Consider the following 25201-nt stretch of genomic DNA (forward strand, 5'->3'; position numbering starts at 1 on the left):
ACGGCCGCCGGGAACCCGACGGCCGTCCTTCCGCGCCCGACCCGAACGGGCGCGGCTGCTCTCACCGCATCACGGGCGCCACTGCTGGTTGGTCCCTCCGTTGCAGGTCCACTGGTTCAGGGCCGCACCGCTGACGGTCGAGCGGTTCTGCACCTCGAGGCAGAGGCCGCTGTGCGCGTTCCGGTAGGTCGAGGTCCCGTCGGCGGCGACGGTGCGCGTCCAGAGCTGGTTGGCTCCGCCGTTGCAGGAGTACTGCGTGGCGGCGGCGCCGTTCTGGGTGCTGAAGCCGTAGACCTCGAGGCACTTGCTGCTGTTCGCGTTCACCAGCGCCACGTTCGTCCCGCGCGGGACAACCCGCCACTGCTGGTTGGCGCCGCCGTTGCAGGTCCACTGGTTCACGGCGGCCCGGTCGCTCTGGCTCGCGCCGAGGACGTCGGCGCAGAGACCGCTGTTCGCGTTCACGAGCCGGGCGTTGCCGGCGAGCTGCCCCTGGGGCACGAGCCGCCACTCCTGCGACTGGTCGGCGACCGAGGCCTGGAGCGTTGCCGGAGATCCTGCCGAGGCCGCCGTGAGGAACAGCGACGTGTTCTGCCGCGACTGGAGCCGGACGTGGGTGCCGTCGACCTGCACGATGTTCCACTGCCCCTCGGCGCGGTCGTCGATCCACTGGCCGATCCTCTGGCCTGTCGTGGCATTGCCGGTCCACACGGTCGCCGCGCGCCCGCCCGCCTTGTTGAGCAGGGTCGTGCCGCCGGCCGGCTTGGCGGTGAGGTGCCAGAGCTGGGTGGCGGGGTTCGCGGCGGAGTCGGCCGCCTCCGCGCGCACGTCCGGCTGGTCGCCGTTGCCGATCACGGCGTCGGTGGTGTTCGAGTTCGTTCCGAGCACCTGCCCGGTTCGTCGGTTGACCAGCTGGTAGTACTCGCCCGCCGAGCGGCCGAAGTCGACATCGGCGTGACGGATCACCGGCTGCTCGGTCGGTCCGCCCCAGGCCGACTGCAGGATGAGAACGCGGCCCGTCTCGCTGTCGTACTGGAGGTTGCGGCTGTAGCCGCCGCCGAGGGGCGTCTGGTACTCGGTCCAGCGGCCGAAGCTCGCGCCGTCGTTCACCCAGACGTTGCCGCTGCCGGCCGCGTTGTAGGCGATCCGCCCGTCGGGCAGGTGCATCAGCACCGGGCTGCCGCCGGTCGACAGCGGCCTGGAGCCCGGGGTGACCGGGAGCTGGCTGATGTCCGTGCCGTCCGGGTCGCCGTCGGCGAAGAACCGCTCGGGATCGTCCGCGATCTTGTACCGGACGTTGTCGCCGCCGCCGAAGTACTCGAAGGTCATGATCCACTTGCCGTCGTTCGTGGGAGCGACGGTGGTCATGCCGGGGCGCGCGAATCCGATGTGCTGCCGGCCGTCGAACGAGAAGCTCGGACCCGAGACGTCCACGACGGGAGCGCTCCAGGACGCCGAGCGGCCGTCCCACGTCTTGTGAGCGAGGATCTGGCTCTGGTCGTCGCGCCCCGTCGCGTTGTCGGAGGTGCCGATCGGCACACCCGTCGCGCGGTCGTAGTCGAGGTAGTCGTTCTCGTCCGAGTAGTAGGCGAGGAGCTTCCCCTGGTGCACGCGCAGGTGCGGCTCCCACAGGGGATCCTGCTGGCGCGTGGCGTTCGCCTGCGAGACGTTGCGGCCGCCGGCACCGGCACTGCCGCCCTGCCAGCCGCCCGCGGCGACGATGTTGACGAACCGCCAGTCGGCGCCCTCGTTGGTGCTCGCGTAGAGGGCGATCGACACATCGCGGCGGTCGCCGTCGTTGTCGGGCACCCACGCGGGGTTCGCCGCCTTCTGCTCGCGGTAGAACTCGTCCTCGCCCGACACGACGGTCGCCAGGAGGAGGGTGCCGGCGGCGATGTCCCCGACGGTCTCGGGCATGACGTAGAAGTAGGGGTTGGTCCAGTTGCTCGAGTACTTGTCCATGGCCGGGTCACTCGAGAGCTCGGCGGGCGAGCCGAGCTCGGTCAGCGGCTGCCACGTGTCGCCGTTGTCGTCGCTCTTGTAGATCGGCATCTTCTCGCCGATCGCGCCGCCGATGGAGTCCGGTGCCGGGTAGTCGACGACGGTCGCCTTCTCGAACGCGGCGACGATCCGCCCGCTCGGCAGCTGGACCGACTTCGGGTACACGATGCAGTTGCCGCGCCCCTTCAGGCACGGCTCGTTCCCGAGCTCGTAGACGACGCCTCCCTGCGGCGTGTACGCCTGGGCCGTGATCGCCGGGCCCGCGAGCAGCGCGGCGGCGACCGCCACGGCTCCGAGCAGCATCCCGGAGCGCCGGGACTTCGTGGTGAACCTCATCGTTCTCGTTCCTTCGGTCGTGGCTGGCGGACGAAGCGGAGCTCGAGTCGTCGCCGGCCCGGTCCTCGCCCCTGAGTCCCTCTGCCGCGCGATGTTGTCGATCACTTCGCGGGGCTTTCGTCGATGTTATCGACAACAGCGCGGGTGAGCGCAAGCCTTCGCGGCACACTGGTTCGGCATCGGCCCGCGGGGCGGCGGCGGAGGGGAAGTCCATGGCGGAGGAATCGGCACCGGCACGCGAGACCGGTCGCCAGGCGACGATCTACGACGTGGCCCGCGTCGCAGGCGTCTCGCACCAGACCGTCACCCGCTTCCTGCAGGGCTTCGAGGGCATCCGTCCCGCCACCCGCTCCCGCGTCGAGGCGGCACTGGCCGAGCTCGACTACCGACCCAACCTCACCGCGCGCTCGCTGCGCGCCCGCCGTTCGCACCGCATCGGCGCCCTCACCCACGAGATCGACCAGGTCGGGCCGAGCAAGATCCTGCAGGGAGCGAGCACCGCCGCCCGCGAGGCCGGCTACGTGCTCGACATCGTCTCGCTCGACATGGGCGACTCCACCGCGATCGAGGAGGCGCTCGACCTCGTCACGCAGCACGAGCTCGCGGGAGTGCTCGCCCTCGCGTCGACCGACGAGATGACGCGCGCCTTCCGCACCACCCGCTTCCGCGTCCCGGCGCACCTGGCCGTCGAGGAGGACGACGACGCGACCCGCTCACCGTCGCAGCTGACGACCCAGGGTTCCCGGCCCTCGTCGCGCACCTCGCCGACCTCGGGCACCGCGAGATCCTGCACCTGGCAGGCCCCTCCGCCTGGTCGGCCGCCCGCAACCGCCGCAGGGCCTACGAGGCCGCCGTCGCGCAGCACGGCCTGCACTCGACCGGCGTCCTCGAGGGCGACTGGTCGGCGCGCTCCGGCTACGAGCTCATCCGCGCTCTGCCGGACGTCCACGCCACCGCGATCGTGGCGGCGAACGACCAGATGGCGCTCGGCGCGATCCTCGCCCTCGCGGACCGCGGACTGCGGGTGCCCGAGGACGTCAGCGTCACCGGAGTCGACGACATCCCCGAGGCCGCGTACTTCGGACCCCCGCTGACCACGCTCCGCGTCGACTTCCCGGGCCAGGGCCGCTCGGCGCTGGCCGAACTGCTCGCGCTGATCGACGGGACCGTCGCCGCACCGCACGTGACGCTCGCCGCCGAGCTCGTGCAGCGGCGCTCCTCCGGACCCGCTCCCCACCGACCCCGGGCCCTCACGCCCGCCGTCGCGCCGGACCGGAGGAGGAGCGGAGCACCAGCGTGGGGCGCGGCCCTCGGCGCCGAACTCCGCGGCCGGGTCGTCGATCCGAGCCAGCAGCGCCCGGAGCGCCTCCCGTCCCTGAGCGTCGAAGTCCAGCCGGACGGTGGTCAGCGCGGGCGTGAAGTACGCCGCCTCGGGAGTGTCGTCGACCCCGGTCACGCTGATGTCGCCGGGCACGCGGACACCGCGGGCGTCGAGGGCGTGCAGAGCACCGAGGGCCATCTGGTCGTTGGCCGCGAGGATCGCCGTCGGCAGGTCCTCGAGGGCGGCGACCGCCTCGTGGCCCGAGCGCGCCGACCAGTCCCCGTGCAGGATCCTCGCGGGCGGCAGACCGTGGCGCTCGAGAGCGGCGTGCACGGCGCGCAGCCGGTTCCTCGCCGCCGACCAGGTCTCGGGGCCCGCGATGTGCACGAACTCCTCGTGCCCGAGCCCGACGAGGTGGTCCACGAGCGCTCCGATCCCGGAGTCGGGCCCCTCCCCGTCCGCCTCCGCCTCCGCGGCGATGACCACCGGCACCCCGAAACCGGTGTGCTCGAGCACGTCCCGCACGCTGTCCGTCGAGGCGAACGCCAGCAGTCCCGCGAGATCGTGCCGGGTCAGCAGCTGGAGTGCGCTCTGCACCTCCGCGGTGTCGGCCATGTCGAGGGTCACGACGTCCAGGAGGTACCCCGCCTCGCGGGCCGCCGTCGTCGCGGCCTGGATGATCCGGTTCGGCCCGACCTGGTCCACCGCGTGCGTCAGGGCACCTATCCGCATCGACCGGCCCGAGATGAGCGCACGGGCCGTGAGATTCGGCCGGTAGTGCACGGTCGTCAGGGCGGCCTCGATCTTCTCCTTCGTCGAGGCGCGCATGTCGAGCCCGCGCATGTAGCGGCTCACCGAGGCGTGCGAGACGCCGGCCACCCGGGCGACGTCGTAGATCGTGCCGGTCGTGGGCGCGGGGTCGCTCGTCATGGGGTCCTCATCGGCTCGGTCTTGCTTTTCCCAATGTTGTCGATCACAATCGCTCCTGCCAACTGTTATCGAGAACAGTTCACCACGATGGAGTGCTTCACGTCATGACCGCCGCCCCGCAGTCCCTCCCGCCGCAGATCCTGCTCGGCGTCGCCTACTACCCCGAGTACCACGTCACGGACCGCCTGATCGAGGACCTCGACCTGATGGTCGCGGCCGGCATCACGGTGATCCGGGTGGGCGAGTCCGTCTGGTCGACGTGGGAGCCCAGCGACGGCCGCTTCGAGCTCGAGTGGATGCAGCGGGTGCTCAACGAGGCCCACGAGCGCGGCATCCGGGTGATCCTCGGCACCCCCACCTATGCCGTGCCGCCGTGGCTGCAGACCGCGTACCCCGAGATCGCCGGCGAGCGGCGCACGGGCGAGCGCATCGCCTGGGGCGCCCGCCAGGAGGTCGACTACTCGCACCCCGCGTTCCGCTTCCACGCCGAGCGCGTGATCCGCCGCATCATCGGCCGCTACGCCTCGCACCCCGCGATCATCGGCTACCAGGTCGACAACGAGCCGGGCCTGGAGCTGTTGCACAACCACGGCGTGTTCACCGGCTTCGTGCGCAGCCTCCGCGAGCAGTACGGCGACGTCGAGACCCTGAACCGCGAGTGGGGCCTCACCTACTGGTCCCACCGCATCGACGACTGGAGCGAGCTCTGGCGTCCCGACGGCAACACCTTCCCGCAGTACGACCTCGCGTGGCGCCGCTACCAGTCGGCGGTCACGACCGACTTCATCTCGTGGCAGGCCGGCCTCGTCCGCGAGTACTCCCGCGAGGACCAGTTCGTCACCACCTGCCTCCAGTACCCGCGCCGCGGCGTCGACGAGCGCGCGGTGTTCGAGGCGCTCGACATCGCCGCCGGCAACCCCTACTACGGCATGCAGGACCACCTCGAGATCGGGGTCGAGCACGAGCACCCGAACTACTGGACGACCTCCGGAGTCCCGGGCCTGCTCCGCCAGGCCGACCGCCTCTACGCCTCGCGCCAGCAGCGCTACCTGGTCACCGAGACGAACGCGCAGGCGATCGACACGGCCGACAACAACCTCCCGCCCTACCCGGGCCAGCTGCGCCAGTCGGCCCTCGCGTTCGTCTCGCGCGGCGCCGCGATGATCGAGTACTGGCACTGGCACACGCTGCCCTTCGGCGCCGAGACCTACTGGGGCGGGGTCCTCCCACAGCCTCGTCCCGGGCCGCGTCTACTCCGAGGTCTCGACGATCGGACGCGACCTCGCCGCCCTCGGCGACGCGCTCGAGGGCTACGTCCCGGATGCGGACGCCGCCGTGCTCTGGTCGACCTCGAGCCGGTACGCGCTGCAGTTCATGCCTCCGCTCTCGCGCGACGGCCGGCCCGACGAGGAGTCCTACGAGCGGATCGTCGACTCCTTCTCGCGGGGGATCGTCGACGCCGGCGGGCAGTCGCGCTTCCTCCACGTCGAGCAGGCGCGCGACCTCGGCGCCGCGGAGCTCGCGCGCCGCTTCCCCGTGATCGTCGCCGCCGCGCTCTACGTCTGCACCGACGACGACCTCGAGCTGCTGCGCGACTACGCCGCGCTAGGCGGGCACCTCGTCCTGGGTCCGCGCACCGCCTACGGCGACGACGAGGCGCGAGCCCGCATCGAGCGGGCACCCGCCCGCCTCGCGGGACCGGCGCAGGTCGGCTACGAGGAGTTCAGCACCGTGAGCACGCCCGTCCGCGTGACGGGTTCCGCAGCCCTGCCGCTGTCGTCCGCGGCGCACGCCACCCTGTGGATCGACGGACTCCGCTCGACGGGGGCGGTGACGCTCGCGACCTACGAGCACCCGCGGTTCGGCGACTTCCCGGCCGTGACCACCGCGCGCTACGGCCGTGGCGACCTCACGGTCGTCGGGACGATCCCGGACCCGGAGCTCGCCCGGGAGGTCGTGCGCTTCGCACTCCCGGAGCCCGACGCCGTCGTCACGGCGGAGGACCGCGCGGTGACGGTGTCCTCGGGCACCGCCTCCGGATCGCGGTTCACCTTCGTCTTCAACTGGGGCTGGACCCCCCGCACCGCGACGCTGCGGCGAGCGGCGGTCGACGCGCTCTCCGGAGCGGAGCTCGACGCCGGGACGAGCGTCGACCTGGAGCCCTGGGACGTCCGGGTGCTCCGCACCGAGGCAGAGGAGACCGGCCGATGACCACCATGATGGAGCGCCTCGGGACGACCGACGCGCGGCGGCGGCAGTCGCCTCCGACACCCGCGCGTGCGACGCGCGACTGGCGCGGGTGGCAGTTCGTCGGCCCGTTCGCCGCCGTGTTCGTGCTCGTGTTCCTCGCCCCGCTGGCCTACGCGCTCTGGCTGAGCCTGTTCCAGAACCGGATCATCGGCGGCAACAGCTTCGTCGGCCTCGACAACTACGTCGCGGTGCTCTCGGATCCGCAGTTCTGGGACGGCTTCGTCCGGGTCGTAATCGTGCTCCTCGTGCAGGTGCCGGTCATGCTGCTCCTCTCGCTGATCGCGGCCCTCGCCATCGACAGCGCGCGGCTCTACGCGTCGGGGCTGTTCCGGATGGTGATCTTCCTGCCCTACGCGGTGCCGGCCGTCGTCGCCGTGCTGATCTGGGGCTTCCTCTACGGCAACAACTTCGGGCTCACGGCCAACATCAACGACCTGCTCGGGGCCGAGGTGCTGCGACCGCTCTCGAGCCAGTGGATCCTCGCCTCGATCGGCAACATCGTCACCTGGGAGTACATCGGCTACAACATGCTGATCTTCTACTCCGCCCTGAAGACGATCCCCGCCGAGCTCTACGAGGCCGCCGAGATCGACGGGGCCCGGGGCTTCCAGGTCATCACCGCGATCAAGCTGCCCGCCGCCCGCGGCGCGATCGTCATCGCGACGATCTTCTCGATCATCGGCAGCTTCCAGCTCTTCAACGAGCCCAACGTGCTGAAGCCGCTGGCCGAGAACGTGATCTCGTCCTACTTCACTCCGAACATGTACGCCTACAACCTCTCGTTCGCCGGCCAGCAGTTCAACACCGCGGCCACGGTCGCCATCGTCATGGGCGTCATCACCGCCACGATCGCCTACGTCGTGCAGCTGCGCGGCAGCCGGAAGGAAGACCAGTGAGCACCACCCTCCGCACCCTGAACCCGCGGGTCCGCCGCGCCGGCTCGATCAGCCGGCCCCGCAAGTCCGTCGCGCTGACGCTCGTCATGCTGGCGTTCCTCCTCTACGCGCTCGTGCCGCTGCTCTGGCTCGTCATCAACGCGTCGAAGACGCAGGCCGACCTCTTCAGCTCCTTCGGACTCGGCTTCGGCGACAGCTTCGTGCTGGGCGAGAACATCGTCGCGACGTTCGCCTACGACGACGGCATCTTCCTCCGCTGGCTCGGCAACACGCTGCTCTACGTGGTCGTCGGCGCGGGCGGAGCGACTCTGCTCGCCACCCTCGGCGGCTACGGTCTCGCGAAGTTCCGGTTCCCGGGCAAGAAGGCCTATTTCGCGGTCGTGCTGGGCGCGGTCGCCGTGCCGGGCACCGCGCTGGCCGTGCCGACGTTCCTGCTCTTCAGCCAGCTGGGCCTGACGAACACGCCGTGGGCGATCATCCTGCCGTCGCTGATCACGCCGTTCGGGCTGTACCTGGTCTGGGTCTACACGATCGACTCCGTTCCGACCGAGCTGCTCGAGGCCGCCCGGCTGGACGGCGCGACCGAGATGCGCACGTTCTTCACCATCTCGCTGAAGCTGTTGACCCCGGAGTCGTGACCGTCGCGCTGTTCTCGGTGGTCGCCACCTGGAACAACTACTTCCTGCCCCTGATCATGCTCAGCGACCCGACCTGGTACCCGCTCACCGTGGGTCTGAACCAGTGGAGCTCGCAGGCCAGCGGCGTCTCGGCCGAGCCGATCTACAACCTCGTCATCACCGGCTCCCTGATCACGATCGTCCCGATCGTCGTGATCTTCCTGTTCCTCCAGCGCTTCTGGCAGTCGGGCCTGAGCGCCGGAAGCGTCAAGGGCTGACCCCCGGTCCGCCCCGCGCACCTGCACCACCCTCCCGCACAGCACTCCCTCCCCACCACGAAGAAGTGAAAGGACCACCATGTTCGAACTCCGCCGAGGCACCCGGAGCCGCGTGCTCGCCGGGCTCGTCGTCGCCGGCATCTCCGCGATGTCCCTCGTCTCCTGCAGCTCCGACTCCGGAACCGGATCCGCCTCCTCTGGGTCGGCCGCCGACCTCGACGCCGCCCTCGAGCGCGGCGGCGAGCTCACCTACTGGACCTGGACGCCCACCGGCGCCGACCAGGCCGCCGCCTTCATGGAGGAGTACCCGAACGTCGAGGTCGAGGTCGTCAACGCCGGCACCGCGACGGACGAGTACACCAAGCTGCAGAACGCGATCAAGGCCGGCTCGGGCGCCCCCGACGTCGCCCAGATCGAGTACTACGCGATGCAGCAGTTCGCCCTGTCGGACGGCCTGCTCGACCTGACGCCCTACGGGCTCGCGGACCTCGAGGAGGACTACACCGCGTCGACGTGGAGCGCCGTCAACCTCAACGGCGGCCTCTACGGCCTCCCGCAGGACTCGGGCCCCATGGTGATGCTCTACAACCAGGCGATCTTCGACCAGTACGGCCTCGCCGTGCCCACCACCTGGGACGAGTACATCGCCGAGGCCGCGAAGCTCACCGCCGCCGACCCGTCGAAGTTCATCACCAACGACGCCGGCGACCCCGGCTTCGCCGACCCGCTGATCTGGCAGGCGGGCGGGCAGCCCTTCACGACCGACGGCACGAACGTCACCATCGACCTGCAGGACGAGGGCTCGAAGAAGTGGGCCGACACGTGGAACGAGCTCCACGAGCCCGGCCTGCTCTCGCCGATCCCGACCTGGTCGGACGACTGGTTCACGGCGCTGGGCAACGGCACGATCGCCACGCTGATCACCGGCGCCTGGATGCCCGGCATCCTCGAGGGCTCCGTGCCCGACGGAGCCGGTGACTGGCGCGTCGCGCCGCTGCCCAGCTACGACGGCTCGGCGGCCACCGCCGAGAACGGCGGCAGCGCGCAGTCGGTCATCGAGCAGACCGATGACCCGGCCCTCGCGGCGGCCTTCCTCCGCTGGCTGAACAACTCCGACGAGAGCATCGGCGTGTTCCTGGACGGCGGCGGATTCCCCTCCACCACCGCTCAGCTGAACGACGACGAGTTCCTGAACGCGACCCCCGAGTACTTCGGCGGCCAGGAGATCAACAAGGTCCTCGTCGACGCCTCCGAGAACGTGGTCGAGGGCTTCGAGTACCTGCCCTTCCAGGTCTACGCGAACAGCGTGTTCCCGGACACCGTCGGCCAGGCCTACGCGAACGGGACCGACCTCAACGCCGGCCTCGAGGCGTGGCAGGAGAACCTCGTGACCTACGGCGCCTCGCAGGGCTTCACCGTCAACGAGTAGCCGCGCTGACGCACGTCGACGCCCCCCTCTCCGCCCGATCGGCGGGCAGGGGGCGTTCCCACTCCACCACCACCCTTCTTCGAGGGCCCGGTCAGCGGAGCTTCCGTTCATCCGGGCCGCAGACAACCCCTTGACGGATAGCGTCACGGCTGTAGCCGCGGAGCGCTCGTCCAGCAGCTGCAGCCGTGTCCGGCCGAGGCGACGTGCACCGTCGTCGCAGAGGCCTCCTGCGGCGGCAGCAGCGCTCCGACCACCGCTGCTCCCCGCACCATCAGCCCGGAACGCAGCGACGCGTGCAGCCGCGGCACTCCCTTGTGGAGGGGCCCGGTCCGTGGAGTGTCGAGGCGCCCGCCGCGACGTGCTCCGGGCGCCCCGTCCCCGCAGCACGAGCCGATCGGAAGTCACCCATGGCCAGAGCCACCCCGTCCAACACCCTGCCGCCGCCCGTCCCGAGCGCGGACGCCTTCTCCCTCGGCACCGCGGGTCGCGCGAAGACCACCCTGCTGCGGGCCCTGGCGCTCACCGCCGCGGTGACGATCGCCGTGACGGGTCTGTCCCTCCAGGAAGCGCTCCGGCCGCCTCGGCCGCCGAGACCGCCTTCGGGCCCGACGGCACGCACTGCCCGTCCGACACCCCCGACATCCGCTCCGGGTTCGAGGGCTTCACGGTCGTCGACGTCGCCGCGTCGGGCCCCGCGATCCGCCGGGCGCTCGACGCCCTGAAGCCGGCCGAGATCGCGGCGGGAGCCGTCATCGGGGTCGCTCCCGGGCACATCTCCGACCTGTCCGCGGTCAGCGGCTACCGCAACACCGGCGCCACCAAGGTGCTGGTCACGGCGCGCGACGGCTTCCAGTCGGTCACCGGCGGCGACTGGGCCCTCCGGGCGGTCACCGGCATCACGCTCCTGCGCTTCGACATCGACTCGCTCGATGTGAAGGGCGCCACCCCTCCTCCTTCGCCCGACTGCGCATCAACGAGAACTGGATCGGCCTCGCCGCCTCCGCGAACGTCCCCGTGCGCGACGTCGAGCTCATCGAGGTCGTCGTGCCGCAGTCCATGGTGAAGAGCGGCGACACCGCCCAGATCAAGGCCTTCGCTCCCAACGTGATGAGCGACGTGCTGGTCGAGGGCGCGTACCTCGCCCCGTCCTACTACGTCGACGCGCTGTACGGCGGATCCAGCCCGGCGCGACCCCACACCGACACCCTCCAGATCGAGGGCGGCGGAGTGACCGGCCAGGTGACCCTCCGCGACACCGTCGTGTTCAGCTCGAACAACAGCGCCGTCATCATCGGCGGAGTGCGCAACGTCGCGTTCGAGGAGTCGCTCGTCGTCGGCGGCAGCACCACCGTGCAGCGCTACCCCTTCCTGCGGGGCGGCGCCGGGCCGCGGGGGCGATCAACGGACCGGGCAGCCTCAGTGCCGTCCAGGGCTCGGGCGGCGGCAACGTCGACGCCTCCGACTCGACCCTCATCGGCTCCCTCCAGCCCGTGTGGGACAGCGTCGTGAACACGCGCACGAACATGGCCGGCAAGACGGCGAGGACGGGCGGCTTCACCGTCGACCCGACCCTCTCCTCGACGACCGCCGCCGGTCTCGACGCGATGAGCACGCCGCCCACCACGGCGTACCTCGCCGCGATCTGGGACGACATCGAGGAGCCGAGCACTCCCGAGCCGACCCCGGAGCCGACCGTCGAGCCCACTCCGGCCCCCTCGCCCGAGATCACCCCGGAGCCGACTCCGACCGGGACGCCGACCGAGGCCCCGACCGCGACGCCGACGCCCTCGCCGACCGCTCCCGGGAACGAGGCGCCCGCCGAGGAGGAGGAGCCCGACGAGCCCGCCGCACCGGTCGCCGACACCACGGCGCCGACCGTCGCGATCACCTCGCCGCTGCCCGGCGCCGTCCTGAGCGGCACGACGACCGCCACCGTCAGCGCCACCGACGACACCGAGGTGACCGGCGTGGCGTTCTACATCGGCAGCCTCAAGGTCGGCGACGGCGTCCGGACCACCGGGTCGACCTGGTCGCTGACCACGAGCACGGGAGGCATGCGGGGCACCTTCCGCTGACCGCCCGGGCGACCGACGCCACGGGCAACACCACGGCGAGCGCTCCCGTGACCGTGACGCTCAAGTAGCGTCCGCTCTCCCCGACGGGCCGGCCCTCCACCTCGGAGGAGCCGGCCCGTCGTTCATCCGGGGGTGCCGGTCGGCGACGGAGAGGGGCATCGGGTCCTCCTGACGGCGGGATCGGTGGACGGCGGTATCGGGTGATGGCGGGATCGGTCGACGGGATCGGTCGACACGTCGCCGCGATCGTTCCTGGACAGTGTGCGCGGCTCGCCGGACGCGCTCCAGAGGGTTGCGCTCCGCGACACTCGCCCCACGGGCAGGCGCGGGAGCATACTCCCCTGCTCTCGCGCGCTGTCAATGGGCGTTCGCTCGACGGCCATTGTGCCTAGCGTCGGACGCGAGGTCGGCCACCCCGGCCCTCCTCGACCGCCCCCAACCGGTACTCGAGAAGCAAGGAAGTCCCATGATCGACACCACCGCTATCGACAGCATCTACGGCTCGAACGTCTACGGATCGGACGGCGACAAGATCGGCTCCGTCGAGCAGGTCTATCTCGCCGACGACACCGGAACCCCCGTCTGGGCCACCGTCCGCACCGGTCTCTTCGGCACCAAGGAGTCGTTCGTCCCACTCGAGGGCGCCTCGTTCGACGGCGACCGCCTGACCGTCTCCTACGACAAGTCCTTCGTCAAGGACGCGCCGCGCATCGACGCCGACGGCGCCCTCACCGAGGAGGAGGAGGCCGAGCTGTACCGCTACTACAACCTCTCCGGCGCCGCCTCCTACTCCGGCTCGGGCAACGTCGACAGCTCGGCCGGCTACACCGACGGCACGACCGGCACCGGCACCACCGGAGTCGACACGAACGTCGGACGCGACACCTCCGGGCCGACCACCGACGACGCGATGACCCGCTCCGAGGAGCAGCTGCACGTGGGCACCGAGCAGGTCACCACCGGCCGCGCCCGCCTGCGCAAGCACATCGTCACCGAGCGCGAGAGCGTCACCGTCCCCGTCTCGCACGACGAGGTCCGGGTCGTCCGCGAGCCGATCACCGACGCGAACGTCGACTCGGCCACCGCCGGACCCGACCTCAGCGAGGAGGAGCACGAGGTCGTCCTCACCGAGGACCGCGTCGTCGCCGCGAAGGAGACGGTCCCCGTCGAGCGCGTCTCGCTCGGCACCGAGACGGTCACCGAGCAGCAGCAGGTGACCGAGGACGTCCGCCACGAGGAGATCGAGGTCGACGACGACGGCACCACCACGCGCCGCGACCGCGACGGTCTCTGATCCACCCCGCCGGCGGCGAGACCCCCACCCGCCGCCGGCACCCCGACCCCCTGCGCTCGTGAGGAGCCCCGTGCCCGACAGCCGATCCTCGACCGACCTCCCCCGGACGACAGCGTGAGCGTGATCCGCTCGGAGGAGCGGCTCAGCGCGACGACCGTCCGCACCGCCACCGAGAGGGTGCGGATCCGCAAGGTCGTCGTCACCGACGAGCGCACGATCACGGTGCAGCTGCGCCGCGAAGAGCTCGTGATCGAGCGCGAGCCGCTCGACGCCCCCATCCAGGCCGACGACTCCGAGCCGCCCGCGCCGATCACGCTCGTGCTCCACGCCGAGCAGCCGGTCCTCACCACCCGCATCGTGCCGACCGAGCGCGTGAGCGTGCTCGTCGACCGGATCGTGCAGATGCGGACCGTGACCGACTCCGTCGACAAGGAGCGCGTCGACGTGCAGACTTCGATCCGCGACCGGCTCGACGGCGACGCGGAGTAGCACCGCCGCTGGCCCGCCCGGGCGCACCGCCGGGGCTCCGCCGTGCGATCTGCAGGGGATCCTCCGCCCACCCCACCGCTCGATCCGGCGGCGAGCGCCTTCCCGCGCGGATCACCTGCAGACCGTGCGAGCACCTGCAGACCGCGCGAGCACCCGCAGACCGCGCGGCTACGGTGGCCGGATGACCCGCACCGAGACCCGCACCCGTGACGCCCGACAGCTGGTGGGGCGTCGCCCTCGCCGTGCTCGGCGGCCTCGCGCTGGTCTGGTGCGCCCTGCTCGCCGTCCTCTGGATCCAGCAGAGGCGGATGGGCCGCTCGGTCGACTGGCGGGAGGCGCTGCGCCTCGTCCCCGACGTCGTGCGCCTGCTCCGCGCGCTCATCCGGGACGGCACCGTTCCGCGCTCCGTCCGCTGGTCGCTGATCGGGCTGCTGGGCTACCTGCTCCTCCCGATCGATCTGATCCCCGACGTGATCCCGGTGCTGGGGATCGCCGACGACGTGATCGTCGTCGCCCTCGTGCTGCGCTTCGCGATCCGCCGCTCGGGCACCGACGCGATCCGCCGGCACTGGAGCGGGACCCCGGAGGGACTCGCGGGCGTGCTCGCGCTCGCCAGGCCCTAGCTGCTCGGCTCCTCGTCCCCGCGGTGCGCCAGCAGCACCACGATGCGCCGCAGGTGCAGCGCGACGAGCACACCGGGCCCGAGCGCGCTCCCCGCCGCCACCGAGCGCTCGTCGACCGCCTGCACGAGGATCCTGACCGCGCGGACCGCCTCGCCGAGCCGGCGGTGCGCCTCCAGGGTCTCGTCGCCGTGCCGGTCGATCGCGTCGCCGACGGCCCGGCAGGCCTCGGCGAGCGGATGCGTGAGCTCGGCGTCGAACCGCAGGGCGCCCGGCCGGTCCCACATCGTGTCGGCGAGCGCCGCCGTCAGGTCGCGCACGTGGAAGAGGATCGTGTCGAGCGCGGCCAGCCGGGCGTGGTCCGAGCCGGAGTCGCGGCGGTGCAGCAGTGCGCGCGGGTTGCCCTTGCGGCTCTCGTCCGCCTCGACCAGAGCGGCGCGCACGTCCTCCGACGTCGCGGCCAGCTCCTTCCCCGTGCTCGCCCACGACGACTGCTCGGGCGGCCACGGCTCGGCGAGCGCGACGGCCGTGTCGCGCAGCACCCCCGCGAGCCGCTCCTGGAACTCGTCGACGCGCGCCGACGCCGCCTCGCTCGTCAGCCCGGGCACCACGACCAGGTTCACGAGCAGCCCGACGACGACTCCGACCGCCATCTGCACCAGGTAGCCGAGCGAGTAGTCCTCGGCCCGCGCCCCGCCGATGATCAGCACGAACAGCGCCGCCATCGGCACGTACTCCTTGCCGGCGCCGAACCAGCCCGTGCCCGAGACGAGCACGCCGATCCCGACGATCAGCGGGATCGTCCACCAGGTCGGCCCGACCGTCGCGACCACCAGCGCGGCCAGACCGATCCCGGTCGCCAGCCCGGCGAGCGTCTGCAGGCCGGTGCGGGCCGAGCCCATCAGCGTGGGGTACATGCTGACGAGCGCCCCGAGCGGCGCGTAGTAGGGGTACTGCTCGGCCACCCCGGGCACGTGCGGCGCGATCGCCCGAGGCGAGGCCGACCGCGACGGCGGTCTTCGCGGCGAGCAGGAGTCGCGGCCCGGCCGTCGCGGCCCGCCACGCCTGCACAGGTCGAGAGGTCATCAGGGGACCCTACGCGAGCGACCCGGGGTAGCGTCGAGGGGTGGAGACGGAGCACGGCGAGGAGCCAGAGGTCGCGGCCGATCACCTGGCTGCGGACCTGCAGTACACCCGTGGCGGCCGGCTCCGAGGACTCCTCGACGCCGCGCTGGGCGGCGGCGTAATCACCGTGTTCGATCTCGTCGTCACCCGCCTGGACACGGGCGGCGTCGTCATCCGCACCGCGGCCGACATCGGCGATCCCCACGACCTGCTCGGTCTGGTGCGGCTCGACCTCGAGACGACGACCACCGCGGAGTTCCTCGAGAAGTGGGGCCCGGGGTGAGTCGGAGGCCCGCGATCCTCGTCCCCGCCCTCGGCGTCCTGCTGCTGACCGCCGGAGTCGTCGTCGCGCTGGCGACTCCGCGCGAGATCTCGTTCGGTTGGTTCGCCTACGCCCCGCTGTCGGACAGCCTCTTCCCGCCGCCGGGGACGCTCCTCGTGCGCTGGGAGCAGCTCGTCGCCGCGGCGCTCGCCGTCCTCGGTCTGCTCGTGCTCGCGTTCTGGGCGGGCACTCGGTGGGCGTCGCGCGGCGGACGCCGTCGCAACGAAGGCTGAACGGCTCAGGATCCACGGATCTCGCGCGGAACGCCCGCTGAGCCTCGCTTCTGCAGGCCCGGAGCGCCGCCCTCAGCTCTCGACGACGGGCAGCTCCGCGCTCGCCACCACAGCGCCGCCGGTCGCGACGATCTCGACGGCGGCCACCGACTCGCGCAGCACCGCCGCGTTCATCTCGCAGTCGATCTCGACCGCGCTGCCGAGGAACGACCCCGAGGCCAGGCGCTCGCCCGAGTCGGTCACCAGGACGAGGTCGAAGCTCTCCCCCGCGGTGAAGCCGGAGGCGCGCAGCACGGTCTCGGTGCCCCAGGTGTGGGCGATGACGGAGCCCTCGACATCGATCGCCGACGACTCCTCGAAGGCGATCGTCTCGACCGCGCCGAGCGTCCCGGGCGGACCCGCGACGGGTCGCTCCTCCGTGCCCTGCAGCGCCGTCGCGCCGAGGGCGCCGATCGCGACGCACGCCGCAGCCGCTCCCACGGCGAGGGCCGCGCGGCGGACGCGGTCGCGCGTCGGCGGCTGGTCCGCGAGGCCGAGCACCCGCGAGCGGAGCGCGGCCAGGGCCTCCGGCTCCTCCCACCCGCCGATCGCTCCGAGGCCCTCGAGCACGACTCCGAAGGAGGCGAGCTCGCGATCGATCGCGGGGTCCTCGGACCGCAGGCGGTCGAGCTCGGCCGCCTCGCCCGCGGACAGCTCGCCCGCGAAGCCGCGGCGATCAGCTCCTCGCGGCGTCCGCCGGACTGCTCGGTGCCTGTCGCCGGTCGCTCCTGGTCGGTCGGGTCGGTCGAATCGATGCCGTCGGGCGCCGCGAGGTGGTCGCGGAGCGCCCGCAGCGCGTAGAAGGCGCGGGTGCGCAGGGTCGCCACCGGCACCCCGGTCGCCGCGGACAGCTCGGAGTAGCTCTCGCCGCGGAGGTGGATCGCGACCACGACGGCGCGGTGCGGCTCCGACAGCCGCGCGAGCGCCTCCGCCATCGCGAGCGGATCGAGGGGTCGCGCTCGTCGCCGGGGACGTCCTCGAGCACGTCCGCCGCGACCAGGCGGGGCAGCCGCTGCATCGAGCGGTGGACGTCGACGACGACGTTCCGCGCGATCGCGAACAACCAGGTGCGCAGGCTGCCGCGCTCGGGCGAGTAGCTCGCCTGCGAGCGCCACGCCCTCAGGAACGTCTCCTGCACGCAGTCCTCGGCGAGTCCGCGGTCGCGCAGCGCGTTCACCGCGAAGCCGAGCAGGGCCGAGCCGTGCGCGTCGAAGGCCTCGGCGAGGTCGAAGCCGGTCCAGGTCGGAGTCGGGCGACCGGGGCGGGCGCGCGATCGCGGTCGCGGGAGGACCGGGTCATCGCGGGCTCCTCGTGTCGTCGCGCCAGTGGTGCCGCGGATGCCATCGGCACCTCCTCGATCGCGGACCGGTCGGTCCGTCGAGGAGGTACGTCACTTCAGGACGCGGCGTTCATCCGGAGCGGATCCCGAGTCTACGAAGGATCCCTGAGCCGGATGCACGCCCGCCCGGCTCCGTCGGGCCAGCCGCGCGATTGGACACGCCCCTCCTCTCCGGCATCCTGAACGTCATCACGAGACCCGGACCCGTCTCGCCTCCAGCTCCCGGACGACGGCGGACCCCGCGTCTCCGAGATCGGGACGGGCCTCAGGGTCGAGCACGCGTTTCGGGTACGCCGCTCCGACCGGGCCGTCCCCGGGCGGGGTCGTCCAGGGTCGACCCCGCCCCCACCCGACGGAGTCAGCGTCGGCGCCGAACAGCCCGAGGCTGTACGCCAGGAGCAGCAGCGCCATCACTGCTCCGGACGCGACCGCCAGCGCCTCGGCGGCGCCCGTCACCAGCCCGAGCGCACCGAGCACGACGAGCAGCCCGCCCAGCAGCGCGAACATGCGCTCGTGGAACGCCCACGAGAACGGCAGGAAGTGCAGTCCCACGACCAGCGCGATCAGGGCGGGGCGCAGCTCGCCGGCACCCGCCCCTCGAGCAGGCGCGTGCCTGCGGCGATCAGCGCCAGCTCCCCGGCGACGCACGCGAGGTAGACGGCGATGCCGACGCGGCTCGGAGGGACGAACGGACCGAGATCGCGGGGGCGCACGAAGAGGAACCAGAGCGTCGCGGCGATCACCGCCACCACCCCCACCCGGACGACGAGCGGCAGCGGCCCGGCGGGCGTGTACGAGAAGACGAACACCGCCGCACCGGCCAGCCCGATCAGGGCCCCCGTGCGGCGCGGGTCGGCGAAGACGGGAGGAGCGGTCATCCGGCGAGCCTCGCAGACGCCCGGGCGAGGCGGTAGGCCGGACCGCGCCGCCCTCCGGCGTCCGACCCGGCTGCTGCCGTCCTCGACCATGACCCGCATCGCCCTCGAGGGCATCACCCTGCTCGCCGACGACGTGCAGGGGCTCGCCGCCTTCTTCGAGCGCGCGCTGAGCTTCGCCGTCGTCGTGCGGGAGGAGTCGTACGTGCAGCTCGAGAACGAGGGCGTCCGCCTCGCCGTCTTCCACCGCGCCGGTCTCGGCGCGCTACACCCGCGACCACCTCCTTCCGCGCACCGCGTGGCGGCCAGGCCGTGGAGCTCAACTTCGAGTGCGCGAGCGCGGCCGAGCTCCCGGAGGAGTTCGCCGCGATCGTCGCCGCCGGAGCCGTCGCGATCGCCGAACCGGTGCGTCAGGACTGGGGCCACCTCACCGGCTTCTTCGCCGATCCGGAGGGCAACATCCACTCGCTCTTCGCGGTCCTCCCGTCCGAGGGCTGACGCCTCACCCCGCGTGCCGCCCGCGGCGCCTCGCCGACCCGGGCCGCTCGACGAGCAGCAGCTGCAGCGCCAGCATCGCCAGCACCAGCAGGACGATCACCGGGAGCTCGGCGAACGACCGGGGCTCCTTCTCGAACGTGATCGACGCGGTCGCGCCGCGCTCACCGGAGGGCGCCACGGTCACCACCGTGTGCCCGGGCGACGCCGACACGCTCACCGCCGCATCGGCTCCTCCGACCGTGCCGAAGGTGTCGCGCGCGAGGTCGACGGTCACGGGCGCGGTCAGCCCCGCGGCGCCGCCGCCGAGCTGCGCCGGATCGCTCACCGTCACGGTCATCGTCCGCTCGTCCTCGTGCACGCTGACGAGCGCGCGGCCGTCGATCTCGCCCCAGGTCCGGCCGTCGGCGACGATCCGCTGGGGCTCGTCGCTCCACGTCACCGCGCTCACGGTCCCGCTCGAGGCCGTCCCGGACCGCGCCGAGCTGCGCGGTGCTCGCCAGCACGTCGACGTCCGGGTCGAGCGCGTACGCCGCCGTCGCCGCCTCGTCGCTGCCGGGCAGCACGGTCCAGGCGTAGCCCGCGTCCGTCGGGTCGGTGCCGTGGTCGAGGGTCAGCGTGTCGAAGCGGGCGGCCGCCGGGGAGCGGTCCTCGCCCGACCACTCTCCCGACCGGGTCTCGTCGAGGGCGGTGACGGACGCCGGCTCGGGGAACACGTACCCGACCGACTCGCCCGATCCGGTGATCGACGCCCAGCGGGCGGTCGTCGTCGACGAGGAGCCCGCGGCCACCGGAGCACCGTCGACCCGCAGGACCGCGTCCTCGCCCAGCGCGCGGCGGGAGTCCACGGTCGTCTCCACGCGCCGCGGCGCGCCGTCCCAGCCCGTGCCGGTCATCCCCGTCGACGTGATCCCGGAGCCCAGCGCCACGATCTCGTCGTCGAACGCGAACCACGCCTTCTGCGCGACGAGGCCGGTCGCCGGATCGCGGTGCACGAAGGCGGCGACTCCCGCCTCGGACGCCGTCGCGATGCTCCCGGCCGCGGATCCGGGGACGGTCTCGTTCCCGCCGTCTCCGGGCGCGCGCACGATCGTGTCCTCGGTCGTGCCCGGCACCCGGTAGGGGTCCGCCGTGGCCCAGTAGCCGCCGTCGTACTGCTCGGCGGACCCGGAGTAGAGGTACGTCGCCCCGTTCCCGGTGCTCCACCCCGTCCCGTTCTCCCCGCTCAGGGTCTCGAACCCGGCGATGCGCTCGCTCGACATCCCGACCGCGAAGGCCCAGTCGTCGGTGCTGCGGACGAAGCGGTCCATGCCGGTGAAGGACACCGCGCCCGATCCGATCGGGGCCGGCTCGATCGCCGCGTCCTGGAGCACCAGCCGCGCGCGGACCACATCGGCCACTCCGCCCTGGGACTCGACGGTCGCGGCGCGGTCGCCGGCGCACTCGAGCCACGACTTCGCGAGGGCGCGCAGCCTCGACTGCAGAGCGGGCCCGGCGCTGTCGGCCAGCCGGAGCACGGCCGCCTGCACCCGCACCCCCGCCTCGGTGTCCTCCTGGTCGGCGCGGGCGATCTCCCGCCCGCGGACCGTCGACATCAGGGCTCCGCACCACGTCACGGGTCCGAACGCGTCCAGGACGCGATCGTGGATCGTCGACCCGTCCTGGCCGCGGATCGAGAAGGGCGAGCCGTCGAGCACCGAGTGCAGCTCGGCGAGCGTCTCGAGCATCGAGAGGCCGTAGCCCCCGGTGTACGCGAACACGCCGTGCTGCACGAACGAGCCGTCGGCGTGGAAGCCGTCACCGCCCGCAGCCGTCCGCAGCGCCGGCGCGACGGCCTCCACGGCCTCGCCGATCCGGTCCGCCTGCCCGAGCAGCACTGAGCGCAGCGCGAGCACCGAGGCGGACCAGACCCGGTTCGCCCCCGTGCGCTGGACGGAGTCCGAGAAGTGCGCGGCCGCCCCGAGGTACGCCCGCTCCTGCTCGTCCGAGAGGTCGTCGTGCAGCAGGGCCACGAGGTGGTTGAGCTCCCTCGGCACGCCGATCTCGGCCTGCCACCAGTTCGAGTCCGCGACGGTGCCCTCGTTGTAGCGGGTCGCGTGCAGCCGGTCGGCAGTGGCGACGACGTCCCGGATCAGCGCCCGGTCCTCGAAGAGGGACGAGCCGGGGGTCTTCACCGCCCGCGCCAGCACCACCAGGCGCTGGTACGCCCGCCACACCTCGATCATCGACTCCCCCGTCGAGAGGTCGGCCCACGGCTCGGTGCCCGCGGGGTCCAGCGCGGCCCGGTACGAGCGCGCCTGCTCGGCCACCCGTTCCGCCGCCGCCGACAGGTCGCCCACGGCGTCGCTCCCGGGCACCGTCCCGACGAGGCCCGCGACGATCCGCTCGCGCATGGCGTCGAGGTCGACGACCGGAGCGGACGCCGCCGGAGCGGGCGCCGCGGCCGCCGTCGTCGGCGCGAGGGCGAGCACGAGGAGGCCGGCCAGCACCGCCGCGACCGCTCGACGCGCGAGGGACCGGACGGGGTGGAGGAGGAGTGCGAGCAGACATGGATCATCCCGGTGACGCCGCCGCGGTCGCCCTCGGGGGCGCGGACCTCGGTGCCCGCGGGCTGCGACGGCGCGTGCGTTCCGAGGGTATGCCGCTTCCACCGCGGGAGCGACTCGGACCCGCCTGCGCGAGGATCGACTCCGTGACCGTGTCGTTCGAGTGCCGCACCCGCTCCTCCCGCTCGCCCGCCGAGCTCTTCGACCTCGCCCGCGACATCGGCGTGCACACGGCCTCGCAGGCCGCCGCCGGCGAGCGGGCGGTGGGCGGAGTCGTCACCGGCCTGATCGGACCGGGCGAGGAGGTGACGTGGCGGGCCCGCCACTTCGGCCTCCCGTTCTCGCTCACGAGCCGCGTCACCGCGTTCGACGCCCCGCACCGCTTCGTCGACGAGCAGGTCCGCGGTCCCCTTCGCCCGCTTCCGCCACGAGCACCTCTTCGAGGCGGACGGGAGCAGGCTGCGTCATGACCGACCGGATCGAGTTCACCGCGCCGCTCGGCCCCCTCGGCCGGCTCGTCGAGCACACCGTCCTCGCGCGCCACCTGCGCCGCCTCATCGAGGAGCGCGGCCGCTTCCTCGCCGGGTCCGGCTGAGCGCGGGGCGCAGCCCGCACCCCGTCCGGAGCCGCCGTGAGAGCGCGACCCCGCCCTGCCGCTCCCCGCCGCACCGCCTGACTATGCTTGTCAGCACCTACGACCCGCGAGCCCTCGCCGGTCGCGGGCTCGCGACTCCGATGCCCGGGGACCGGAGGGGGTGCACATGGCCGACCGGCCCAACCTGCGCCACGTCGCCGCCGTCGCGGGCGTCTCGCACATGACGGTGTCGCGGGTGCTGAGCGGTCATCCCAACATCAAGGAGTCGACCCGGCAGAAGGTCCTCGAGGCGGTCGACGAGCTCAACTACCGGCCCAACATCGCGGCGCGCTCGCTGGTCACCCAGCGCACCGACCGCATCGGCGTGATGGTCGAGAGCGGAGCCGAGTTCGGCCCCTCGAGCACGCTGCGGGCGATCGAGCGCGCGGCCCGCGAGAAGGGCTACTCCATCACCTCGGTGGCCCTGCGCAGCGACGCCGACATGACGGCGGTCGACGCGATCAACCACCTCACCGGACTCGGGATCGACGCGCTCTGCGTCATCGCCCCGCGCTCCTCCTCCGTCGCGACGCTGCGCACCGTCCGGATCGGCGTGCCGACCCTGGTGGTCAAGTCCGACAAGGACCCCAACTTCCTCACCGTCTCGGTCGACCAGCAGGGCGGCATGGCCCAGGCGGTCGACCACCTCGCCTCGCTCGGGCACCGCGACGTGCTGCACATGTCCGGCCCCCTCGACTGGCTCGACGCGCGCGCCAGGGAGCGCGCCTTCCACACCCGCGCGAAGGCGTGGGGCATGCACGAGCGGCCGATCGTCGTGGGCGACCTGGACCCCGACTCCGGCTACGACTTCGCCACGAGCCTGCGCTCGGTCCCCGACTTCACCGCCATGGTCGTCGCGAACGACGAGATGGCGCTCGGAGTGATCCACGGCCTGGTCTCGCGCGGCATCCGGGTGCCCGAGGACGTCAGCATCGTGGGCTTCGACGACCTGCCGACCGCGCGGCACTTCCTCCCTCCGCTCACCACGGTGAAGCAGGACTTCGACAAGCTCGGCTCGACCGTCGCCGAGGTGATCCACGCCCGCATCCGCGGCCAGGAGATCCCGCAGCGCACGCGGATCCCCACCGAGCTGGTCGTGCGCGAGTCGACGGCGCCGCCCCGGTCGTGACCCTTCCGGGACCACCCCGGTCCCCGTGCTCGCGTATCATCGGCGGCACCCATCAGCGTCGAGGCAGGCACTCGCGCGCGACACGAACCGAGGGCGGCACGTGGCAGTTCAGTCGAGGACGACGGAGCGCGGAGCCGTTCCCGTGGTCGAGATGTCGGGCATCACCGTGTCGTTCGCGTCCGGACCGGCCCTCGAGGACGTGCGCTTCCGCCTGTTCCCCGGCGAGATCCACGGCCTCATGGGCGAGAACGGCGCCGGCAAGTCGACGCTGATCAAGACCCTGACCGGCATCCACCGGCCCGAGGCCGGCGTGATCGTGATCGACGGGGTGGAGCGCAGCTTCACCGGCCCCGCCGACGCGAAATCCGCCGGCATCACCGCGGTGTTCCAGGACGAGCGGCTGACCGACAACCTCAGCATCGGCGAGAACATGATGATCGGCCACGAGATCCGCGGCCGCTTCGGCATCTCGTGGTCGCGCACCCATCAGCGCGCCGCCGAGATGCTCGGCGAGCTCGGCCTCGGCGATCTCGATCCGCGGCTCCCCCTCCGCTCGCTCTCGCCGGCAATCCGCCAGCTCGTCGCGATCAGCCGCGCCATGGTCGACCGGCCGCGCGTGCTCGTGCTCGACGAGCCCACCTCGAGCCTGGACCTCGGCGACGTCGCCCGTCTCTTCGCGGTGCTGCGGCGGCTGCGCGACGGAGGCGTCGCGATCCTCTTCGTGTCGCACTTCCTCGAGCAGGTCCTCACGCTGAGCGACCGCCTCACCGTGCTGCGCGACGGCAGCACCGTCGGCGAGTACCCGGCGCACTCCATGGACCGCGCCGAGCTGATCGCCAAGATGATCGGCAAGGACATCGACGCGCTGCGGCAGATCGGCTCCGACCGCCGCGAGCACCGCCGCCAGCCCAGCGGCCCGCCGATCTACCGGGCGTTCGGCCTCGGCCGCCGCGGAGCCGTCGCCCCGACCGATCTGGAGCTGCACCGCGGCGAGATCGTCGGCTTCGCGGGTCTGCGCGGCTCCGGGCGCACCGAGCTGGCGTCGCTGCTCAGCGGCGTCGACCGCGCCGACACCGGCCGCGTGCTGATCGACGGCGAGCCGGCGCTGATCACCGACCCGGGCTCCGGCCTGCGCAACCGCATCGCCCACTCGAGCGAGAACCGCCGCGAGGACGGCATCATCGGCGACCTCTCCCTCCGCGACAACATCGTGCTCGGCATCCAGGCGCTGCGCGGCTGGGCCCACCCTCTCAGCGGCCGAGACCGACGACCTCGTCTCGACGTACATCGAGGCGCTCAACATCACGCCGGCCGACCCGGACCTCCCGGTCAAGTACCTCTCCGGAGGCAACCAGCAGAAGGTGGTCCTGGCGCGCTGGCTCGCGACCCGGCCGCGGCTGCTCGTGCTCGACGAGCCCGCCCGCGGCATCGACGTGGCCTCGAAGGTCGAGATCCAGGCCCACATCTCGCAGCTCGCCAAGGAGGGCGTCTCGGTCGTCTACATCTCCTCGGAGCTCGAGGAGGTGGTGCGCCTCAGCGACCGCATCGTCGTGTTCAAGGACCGCGAGAAGATCGGCGAGGTCAGCAACGGCCCGTGGCTGACGGTCGACACGATCGTCGAGATGATCGCGGCCGACGCGGAGCCGGACGCGGACGAGGACGACGGGTACTGAGGCGGGATCCTCCCTCACTGCGCAGGGTCGCACGGTGATCCGCCATGCCGCAGCGCGCTCGAGCGATGACGGCGCGACCGACTGCAGGCGGAGCTGCGCATCGCACCGCCGTCCTCGGCGGAGCCCGCACAACCGGCTTCGAGAGGGTACAGAGCGGTGGGGCTCGCCGCTCCGCGCGACGTAATTCTGTATACCGATCTGACCGGACACCCAGTGGCGGCGCCGCAGATGGCCCATATTAACGGGGCTGCCAGAAGA

Annotated in this window: 24 protein-coding genes and 10 pseudogenes; 21 read left to right on the forward strand and 13 right to left on the reverse strand. The window is 72.4% G+C overall.

Annotated features, from left to right (window positions below):
* Positions 1–69: 69 nt before the first annotated feature.
* Entirely contained in the window at positions 70–2334 is a 2265-nt protein-coding gene (locus AC0CII_RS12555) for an RICIN domain-containing protein (protein WP_465227519.1), read from the reverse strand.
* 212 nt (positions 2335–2546) lie between these two features.
* Here AC0CII_RS12555 and AC0CII_RS12560 point away from each other — a divergent pair.
* A pseudogene (locus AC0CII_RS12560) lies at positions 2547–2717 on the forward strand (LacI family DNA-binding transcriptional regulator); the annotation flags it as partial.
* A gap of 410 nt (positions 2718–3127) precedes the next feature.
* Positions 3128–3496 (forward strand): annotated as a pseudogene (locus tag AC0CII_RS12565) (substrate-binding domain-containing protein); the annotation flags it as partial.
* Between the two features lie 174 nt (positions 3497–3670).
* On the opposite strand, the pseudogene AC0CII_RS12570 reads toward AC0CII_RS12565, so the two are convergent.
* Positions 3671–4585: pseudogene (locus AC0CII_RS12570) on the reverse strand (LacI family DNA-binding transcriptional regulator); the annotation flags it as partial.
* 206 nt (positions 4586–4791) lie between these two features.
* Here AC0CII_RS12570 and AC0CII_RS12575 point away from each other — a divergent pair.
* The 5 genes and pseudogenes from AC0CII_RS12575 to AC0CII_RS12595 form a co-directional block, all read left to right on the forward strand.
* A pseudogene (locus AC0CII_RS12575) lies at positions 4792–5757 on the forward strand (beta-galactosidase); the annotation flags it as partial.
* A 202-nt stretch (positions 5758–5959) separates the two neighbouring features.
* Positions 5960–6796 carry a beta-galactosidase trimerization domain-containing protein gene (locus tag AC0CII_RS12580; protein ID WP_465230890.1) on the forward strand — a complete coding sequence of 279 codons (837 nt, stop codon included), beginning with the start codon at positions 5960–5962 and terminating at the stop codon, positions 6794–6796.
* An 8-nt stretch (positions 6797–6804) separates the two neighbouring features.
* A complete protein-coding gene (locus AC0CII_RS12585; protein ID WP_465230891.1) occupies positions 6805–7731 on the forward strand; it encodes a carbohydrate ABC transporter permease in 927 nt (308 codons plus the stop codon).
* A gap of 86 nt (positions 7732–7817) precedes the next feature.
* Positions 7818–8626 (forward strand): annotated as a pseudogene (locus AC0CII_RS12590) (carbohydrate ABC transporter permease).
* A 79-nt stretch (positions 8627–8705) separates the two neighbouring features.
* A complete protein-coding gene (locus AC0CII_RS12595) occupies positions 8706–10055 on the forward strand; it encodes an ABC transporter substrate-binding protein (protein ID WP_465227515.1) in 1350 nt (449 codons plus the stop codon).
* Between the two features lie 143 nt (positions 10056–10198).
* On the opposite strand, the gene AC0CII_RS12600 is transcribed toward AC0CII_RS12595, so the two are convergent.
* A complete protein-coding gene (locus AC0CII_RS12600; RefSeq protein WP_465229620.1) occupies positions 10199–10363 on the reverse strand; it encodes a hypothetical protein in 165 nt (54 codons plus the stop codon).
* 50 nt (positions 10364–10413) lie between these two features.
* On the opposite strand from AC0CII_RS12600, the gene AC0CII_RS12605 reads away from it, so the two are divergent.
* From AC0CII_RS12605 to AC0CII_RS12630, 6 genes are all read left to right on the forward strand, one after another.
* Positions 10414–11118 (forward strand): hypothetical protein, encoded by a 705-nt coding sequence (locus AC0CII_RS12605; RefSeq protein ID WP_465229621.1) that lies wholly within the window; start codon positions 10414–10416, stop codon positions 11116–11118.
* A complete protein-coding gene (locus tag AC0CII_RS12610; protein WP_465229622.1) occupies positions 11070–11564 on the forward strand; it encodes a hypothetical protein in 495 nt (164 codons plus the stop codon). Before AC0CII_RS12605 ends, AC0CII_RS12610 begins: the two co-directional genes overlap by 49 nt.
* Positions 11561–12130, forward strand: a complete 570-nt coding sequence (locus tag AC0CII_RS12615) for an Ig-like domain-containing protein (RefSeq protein ID WP_465229623.1) — start codon at positions 11561–11563, stop codon at positions 12128–12130. The genes AC0CII_RS12610 and AC0CII_RS12615 overlap by 4 nt, the downstream gene beginning before the upstream one ends.
* A gap of 466 nt (positions 12131–12596) precedes the next feature.
* Positions 12597–13424 carry a DUF2382 domain-containing protein gene (locus AC0CII_RS12620; protein ID WP_465227513.1) on the forward strand — a complete coding sequence of 276 codons (828 nt, stop codon included), beginning with the start codon at positions 12597–12599 and terminating at the stop codon, positions 13422–13424.
* Between the two features lie 114 nt (positions 13425–13538).
* Positions 13539–13913: a YsnF/AvaK domain-containing protein gene (locus tag AC0CII_RS12625; protein ID WP_465229624.1), complete on the forward strand. Its 375-nt coding sequence runs from the start codon at positions 13539–13541 to the stop codon at positions 13911–13913.
* Between the two features lie 206 nt (positions 13914–14119).
* Positions 14120–14536, forward strand: coding sequence for a YkvA family protein (locus AC0CII_RS12630; protein ID WP_465227511.1), 417 nt, complete (start codon positions 14120–14122; stop codon positions 14534–14536).
* Here AC0CII_RS12630 and AC0CII_RS12635 read toward each other — a convergent pair.
* On the reverse strand, positions 14533–15507 hold the full coding sequence (locus tag AC0CII_RS12635; protein WP_465229625.1) for an aromatic acid exporter family protein: 975 nt from the start codon (positions 15505–15507) through the stop codon (positions 14533–14535). The genes AC0CII_RS12630 and AC0CII_RS12635 overlap by 4 nt on opposite strands.
* A gap of 152 nt (positions 15508–15659) precedes the next feature.
* On the opposite strand from AC0CII_RS12635, the gene AC0CII_RS12640 reads away from it, so the two are divergent.
* Positions 15660–15941, forward strand: a complete 282-nt coding sequence (locus AC0CII_RS12640) for a hypothetical protein (protein WP_465227509.1) — start codon at positions 15660–15662, stop codon at positions 15939–15941.
* On the forward strand, positions 15938–16213 hold the full coding sequence (locus tag AC0CII_RS12645; protein ID WP_465227508.1) for a hypothetical protein: 276 nt from the start codon (positions 15938–15940) through the stop codon (positions 16211–16213). The genes AC0CII_RS12640 and AC0CII_RS12645 overlap by 4 nt, the downstream gene beginning before the upstream one ends.
* Positions 16214–16285: 72 nt before the next feature.
* On the opposite strand, the gene AC0CII_RS12650 is transcribed toward AC0CII_RS12645, so the two are convergent.
* The 6 genes and pseudogenes from AC0CII_RS12650 to AC0CII_RS12675 all read right to left on the reverse strand — a co-directional run bounded on the left by AC0CII_RS12650 (position 16286) and on the right by AC0CII_RS12675 (position 18469).
* Positions 16286–16822: a hypothetical protein gene (locus AC0CII_RS12650; protein ID WP_465231103.1), complete on the reverse strand. Its 537-nt coding sequence runs from the start codon at positions 16820–16822 to the stop codon at positions 16286–16288.
* Positions 16823–17091: 269 nt separating this feature from the next.
* A pseudogene (locus AC0CII_RS12655) lies at positions 17092–17187 on the reverse strand (RNA polymerase); the annotation flags it as partial.
* A gap of 107 nt (positions 17188–17294) precedes the next feature.
* Positions 17295–17429 (reverse strand): annotated as a pseudogene (locus tag AC0CII_RS12660) (RNA polymerase sigma factor); the annotation flags it as partial.
* Positions 17426–17602 (reverse strand): hypothetical protein, encoded by a 177-nt coding sequence (locus AC0CII_RS12665; protein WP_465229626.1) that lies wholly within the window; start codon positions 17600–17602, stop codon positions 17426–17428. The pseudogene AC0CII_RS12660 and the gene AC0CII_RS12665, both read right to left, overlap by 4 nt.
* 178 nt (positions 17603–17780) lie before the next feature.
* Positions 17781–18143 carry a hypothetical protein gene (locus AC0CII_RS12670; protein WP_465229627.1) on the reverse strand — a complete coding sequence of 121 codons (363 nt, stop codon included), beginning with the start codon at positions 18141–18143 and terminating at the stop codon, positions 17781–17783.
* A gap of 11 nt (positions 18144–18154) precedes the next feature.
* Complete coding sequence (locus tag AC0CII_RS12675; protein WP_465229628.1) at positions 18155–18469, reverse strand: hypothetical protein; 315 nt, start codon at positions 18467–18469, stop codon at positions 18155–18157.
* A gap of 309 nt (positions 18470–18778) precedes the next feature.
* On the opposite strand from AC0CII_RS12675, the gene AC0CII_RS12680 reads away from it, so the two are divergent.
* Positions 18779–18964, forward strand: a complete 186-nt coding sequence (locus tag AC0CII_RS12680) for a VOC family protein (RefSeq protein ID WP_465229629.1) — start codon at positions 18779–18781, stop codon at positions 18962–18964.
* Between the two features lie 4 nt (positions 18965–18968).
* Here AC0CII_RS12680 and AC0CII_RS12685 read toward each other — a convergent pair whose 3' ends face one another.
* From AC0CII_RS12685 to AC0CII_RS12695, 3 genes and pseudogenes are all read right to left on the reverse strand, one after another.
* Entirely contained in the window at positions 18969–19142 is a 174-nt protein-coding gene (locus AC0CII_RS12685) for a hypothetical protein (protein ID WP_465231104.1), read from the reverse strand.
* 189 nt (positions 19143–19331) lie between these two features.
* Positions 19332–19412 (reverse strand): annotated as a pseudogene (locus AC0CII_RS12690) (hypothetical protein); the annotation flags it as partial.
* A 112-nt stretch (positions 19413–19524) separates the two neighbouring features.
* Positions 19525–21354, reverse strand: a pseudogene (locus AC0CII_RS12695) (polysaccharide lyase 8 family protein); the annotation flags it as partial.
* Between the two features lie 299 nt (positions 21355–21653).
* On the opposite strand from AC0CII_RS12695, the gene AC0CII_RS12700 reads away from it, so the two are divergent.
* The 5 genes and pseudogenes from AC0CII_RS12700 (at position 21654) to AC0CII_RS12720 (ending at position 24943) form a co-directional block, all read left to right on the forward strand.
* Positions 21654–21977: an SRPBCC family protein gene (locus AC0CII_RS12700; RefSeq protein WP_465229630.1), complete on the forward strand. Its 324-nt coding sequence runs from the start codon at positions 21654–21656 to the stop codon at positions 21975–21977.
* The gene (locus AC0CII_RS12705) at positions 21974–22102 is read left to right on the forward strand and encodes a hypothetical protein (RefSeq protein WP_465229631.1); all 129 of its coding nucleotides are present in this window, start codon (positions 21974–21976) and stop codon (positions 22100–22102) included. The genes AC0CII_RS12700 and AC0CII_RS12705 overlap by 4 nt, the downstream gene beginning before the upstream one ends.
* Before the next feature lie 166 nt (positions 22103–22268).
* On the forward strand, positions 22269–23270 hold the full coding sequence (locus AC0CII_RS12710) for a LacI family DNA-binding transcriptional regulator (RefSeq protein ID WP_465229632.1): 1002 nt from the start codon (positions 22269–22271) through the stop codon (positions 23268–23270).
* Between the two features lie 238 nt (positions 23271–23508).
* Positions 23509–24372, forward strand: a pseudogene (locus tag AC0CII_RS12715) (ATP-binding cassette domain-containing protein); the annotation flags it as partial.
* 184 nt (positions 24373–24556) lie between these two features.
* On the forward strand, positions 24557–24943 hold the full coding sequence (locus AC0CII_RS12720; protein ID WP_465230892.1) for an ATP-binding cassette domain-containing protein: 387 nt from the start codon (positions 24557–24559) through the stop codon (positions 24941–24943).
* Positions 24944–25201: the final 258 nt, after the last annotated feature.

The sequence above is a fragment of the Rathayibacter sp. AC182 genome (genome assembly GCF_979253875.1).

Bases quoted from the DNA above. Each gene is read 5' to 3' on its own strand.
- AC0CII_RS12555 (WP_465227519.1), bottom strand. From the start codon at position 2,334: ATGAGGTTCACCACGAAGTCCCGGCGCTCCGGGATGCTGCTCGGAGCC.
- AC0CII_RS12580 (WP_465230890.1), top strand. From the start codon at position 5,960: ATGCCTCCGCTCTCGCGCGACGGCCGGCCCGACGAGGAGTCCTACGAG.
- AC0CII_RS12585 (WP_465230891.1), top strand. From the start codon at position 6,805: ATGGAGCGCCTCGGGACGACCGACGCGCGGCGGCGGCAGTCGCCTCCG.
- AC0CII_RS12595 (WP_465227515.1), top strand. From the start codon at position 8,706: ATGTTCGAACTCCGCCGAGGCACCCGGAGCCGCGTGCTCGCCGGGCTC.
- AC0CII_RS12620 (WP_465227513.1), top strand. From the start codon at position 12,597: ATGATCGACACCACCGCTATCGACAGCATCTACGGCTCGAACGTCTAC.
- AC0CII_RS12675 (WP_465229628.1), bottom strand. From the start codon at position 18,469: ATGACCGCTCCTCCCGTCTTCGCCGACCCGCGCCGCACGGGGGCCCTG.
- AC0CII_RS12705 (WP_465229631.1), top strand. From the start codon at position 21,974: ATGACCGACCGGATCGAGTTCACCGCGCCGCTCGGCCCCCTCGGCCGG.
- AC0CII_RS12710 (WP_465229632.1), top strand. From the start codon at position 22,269: ATGGCCGACCGGCCCAACCTGCGCCACGTCGCCGCCGTCGCGGGCGTC.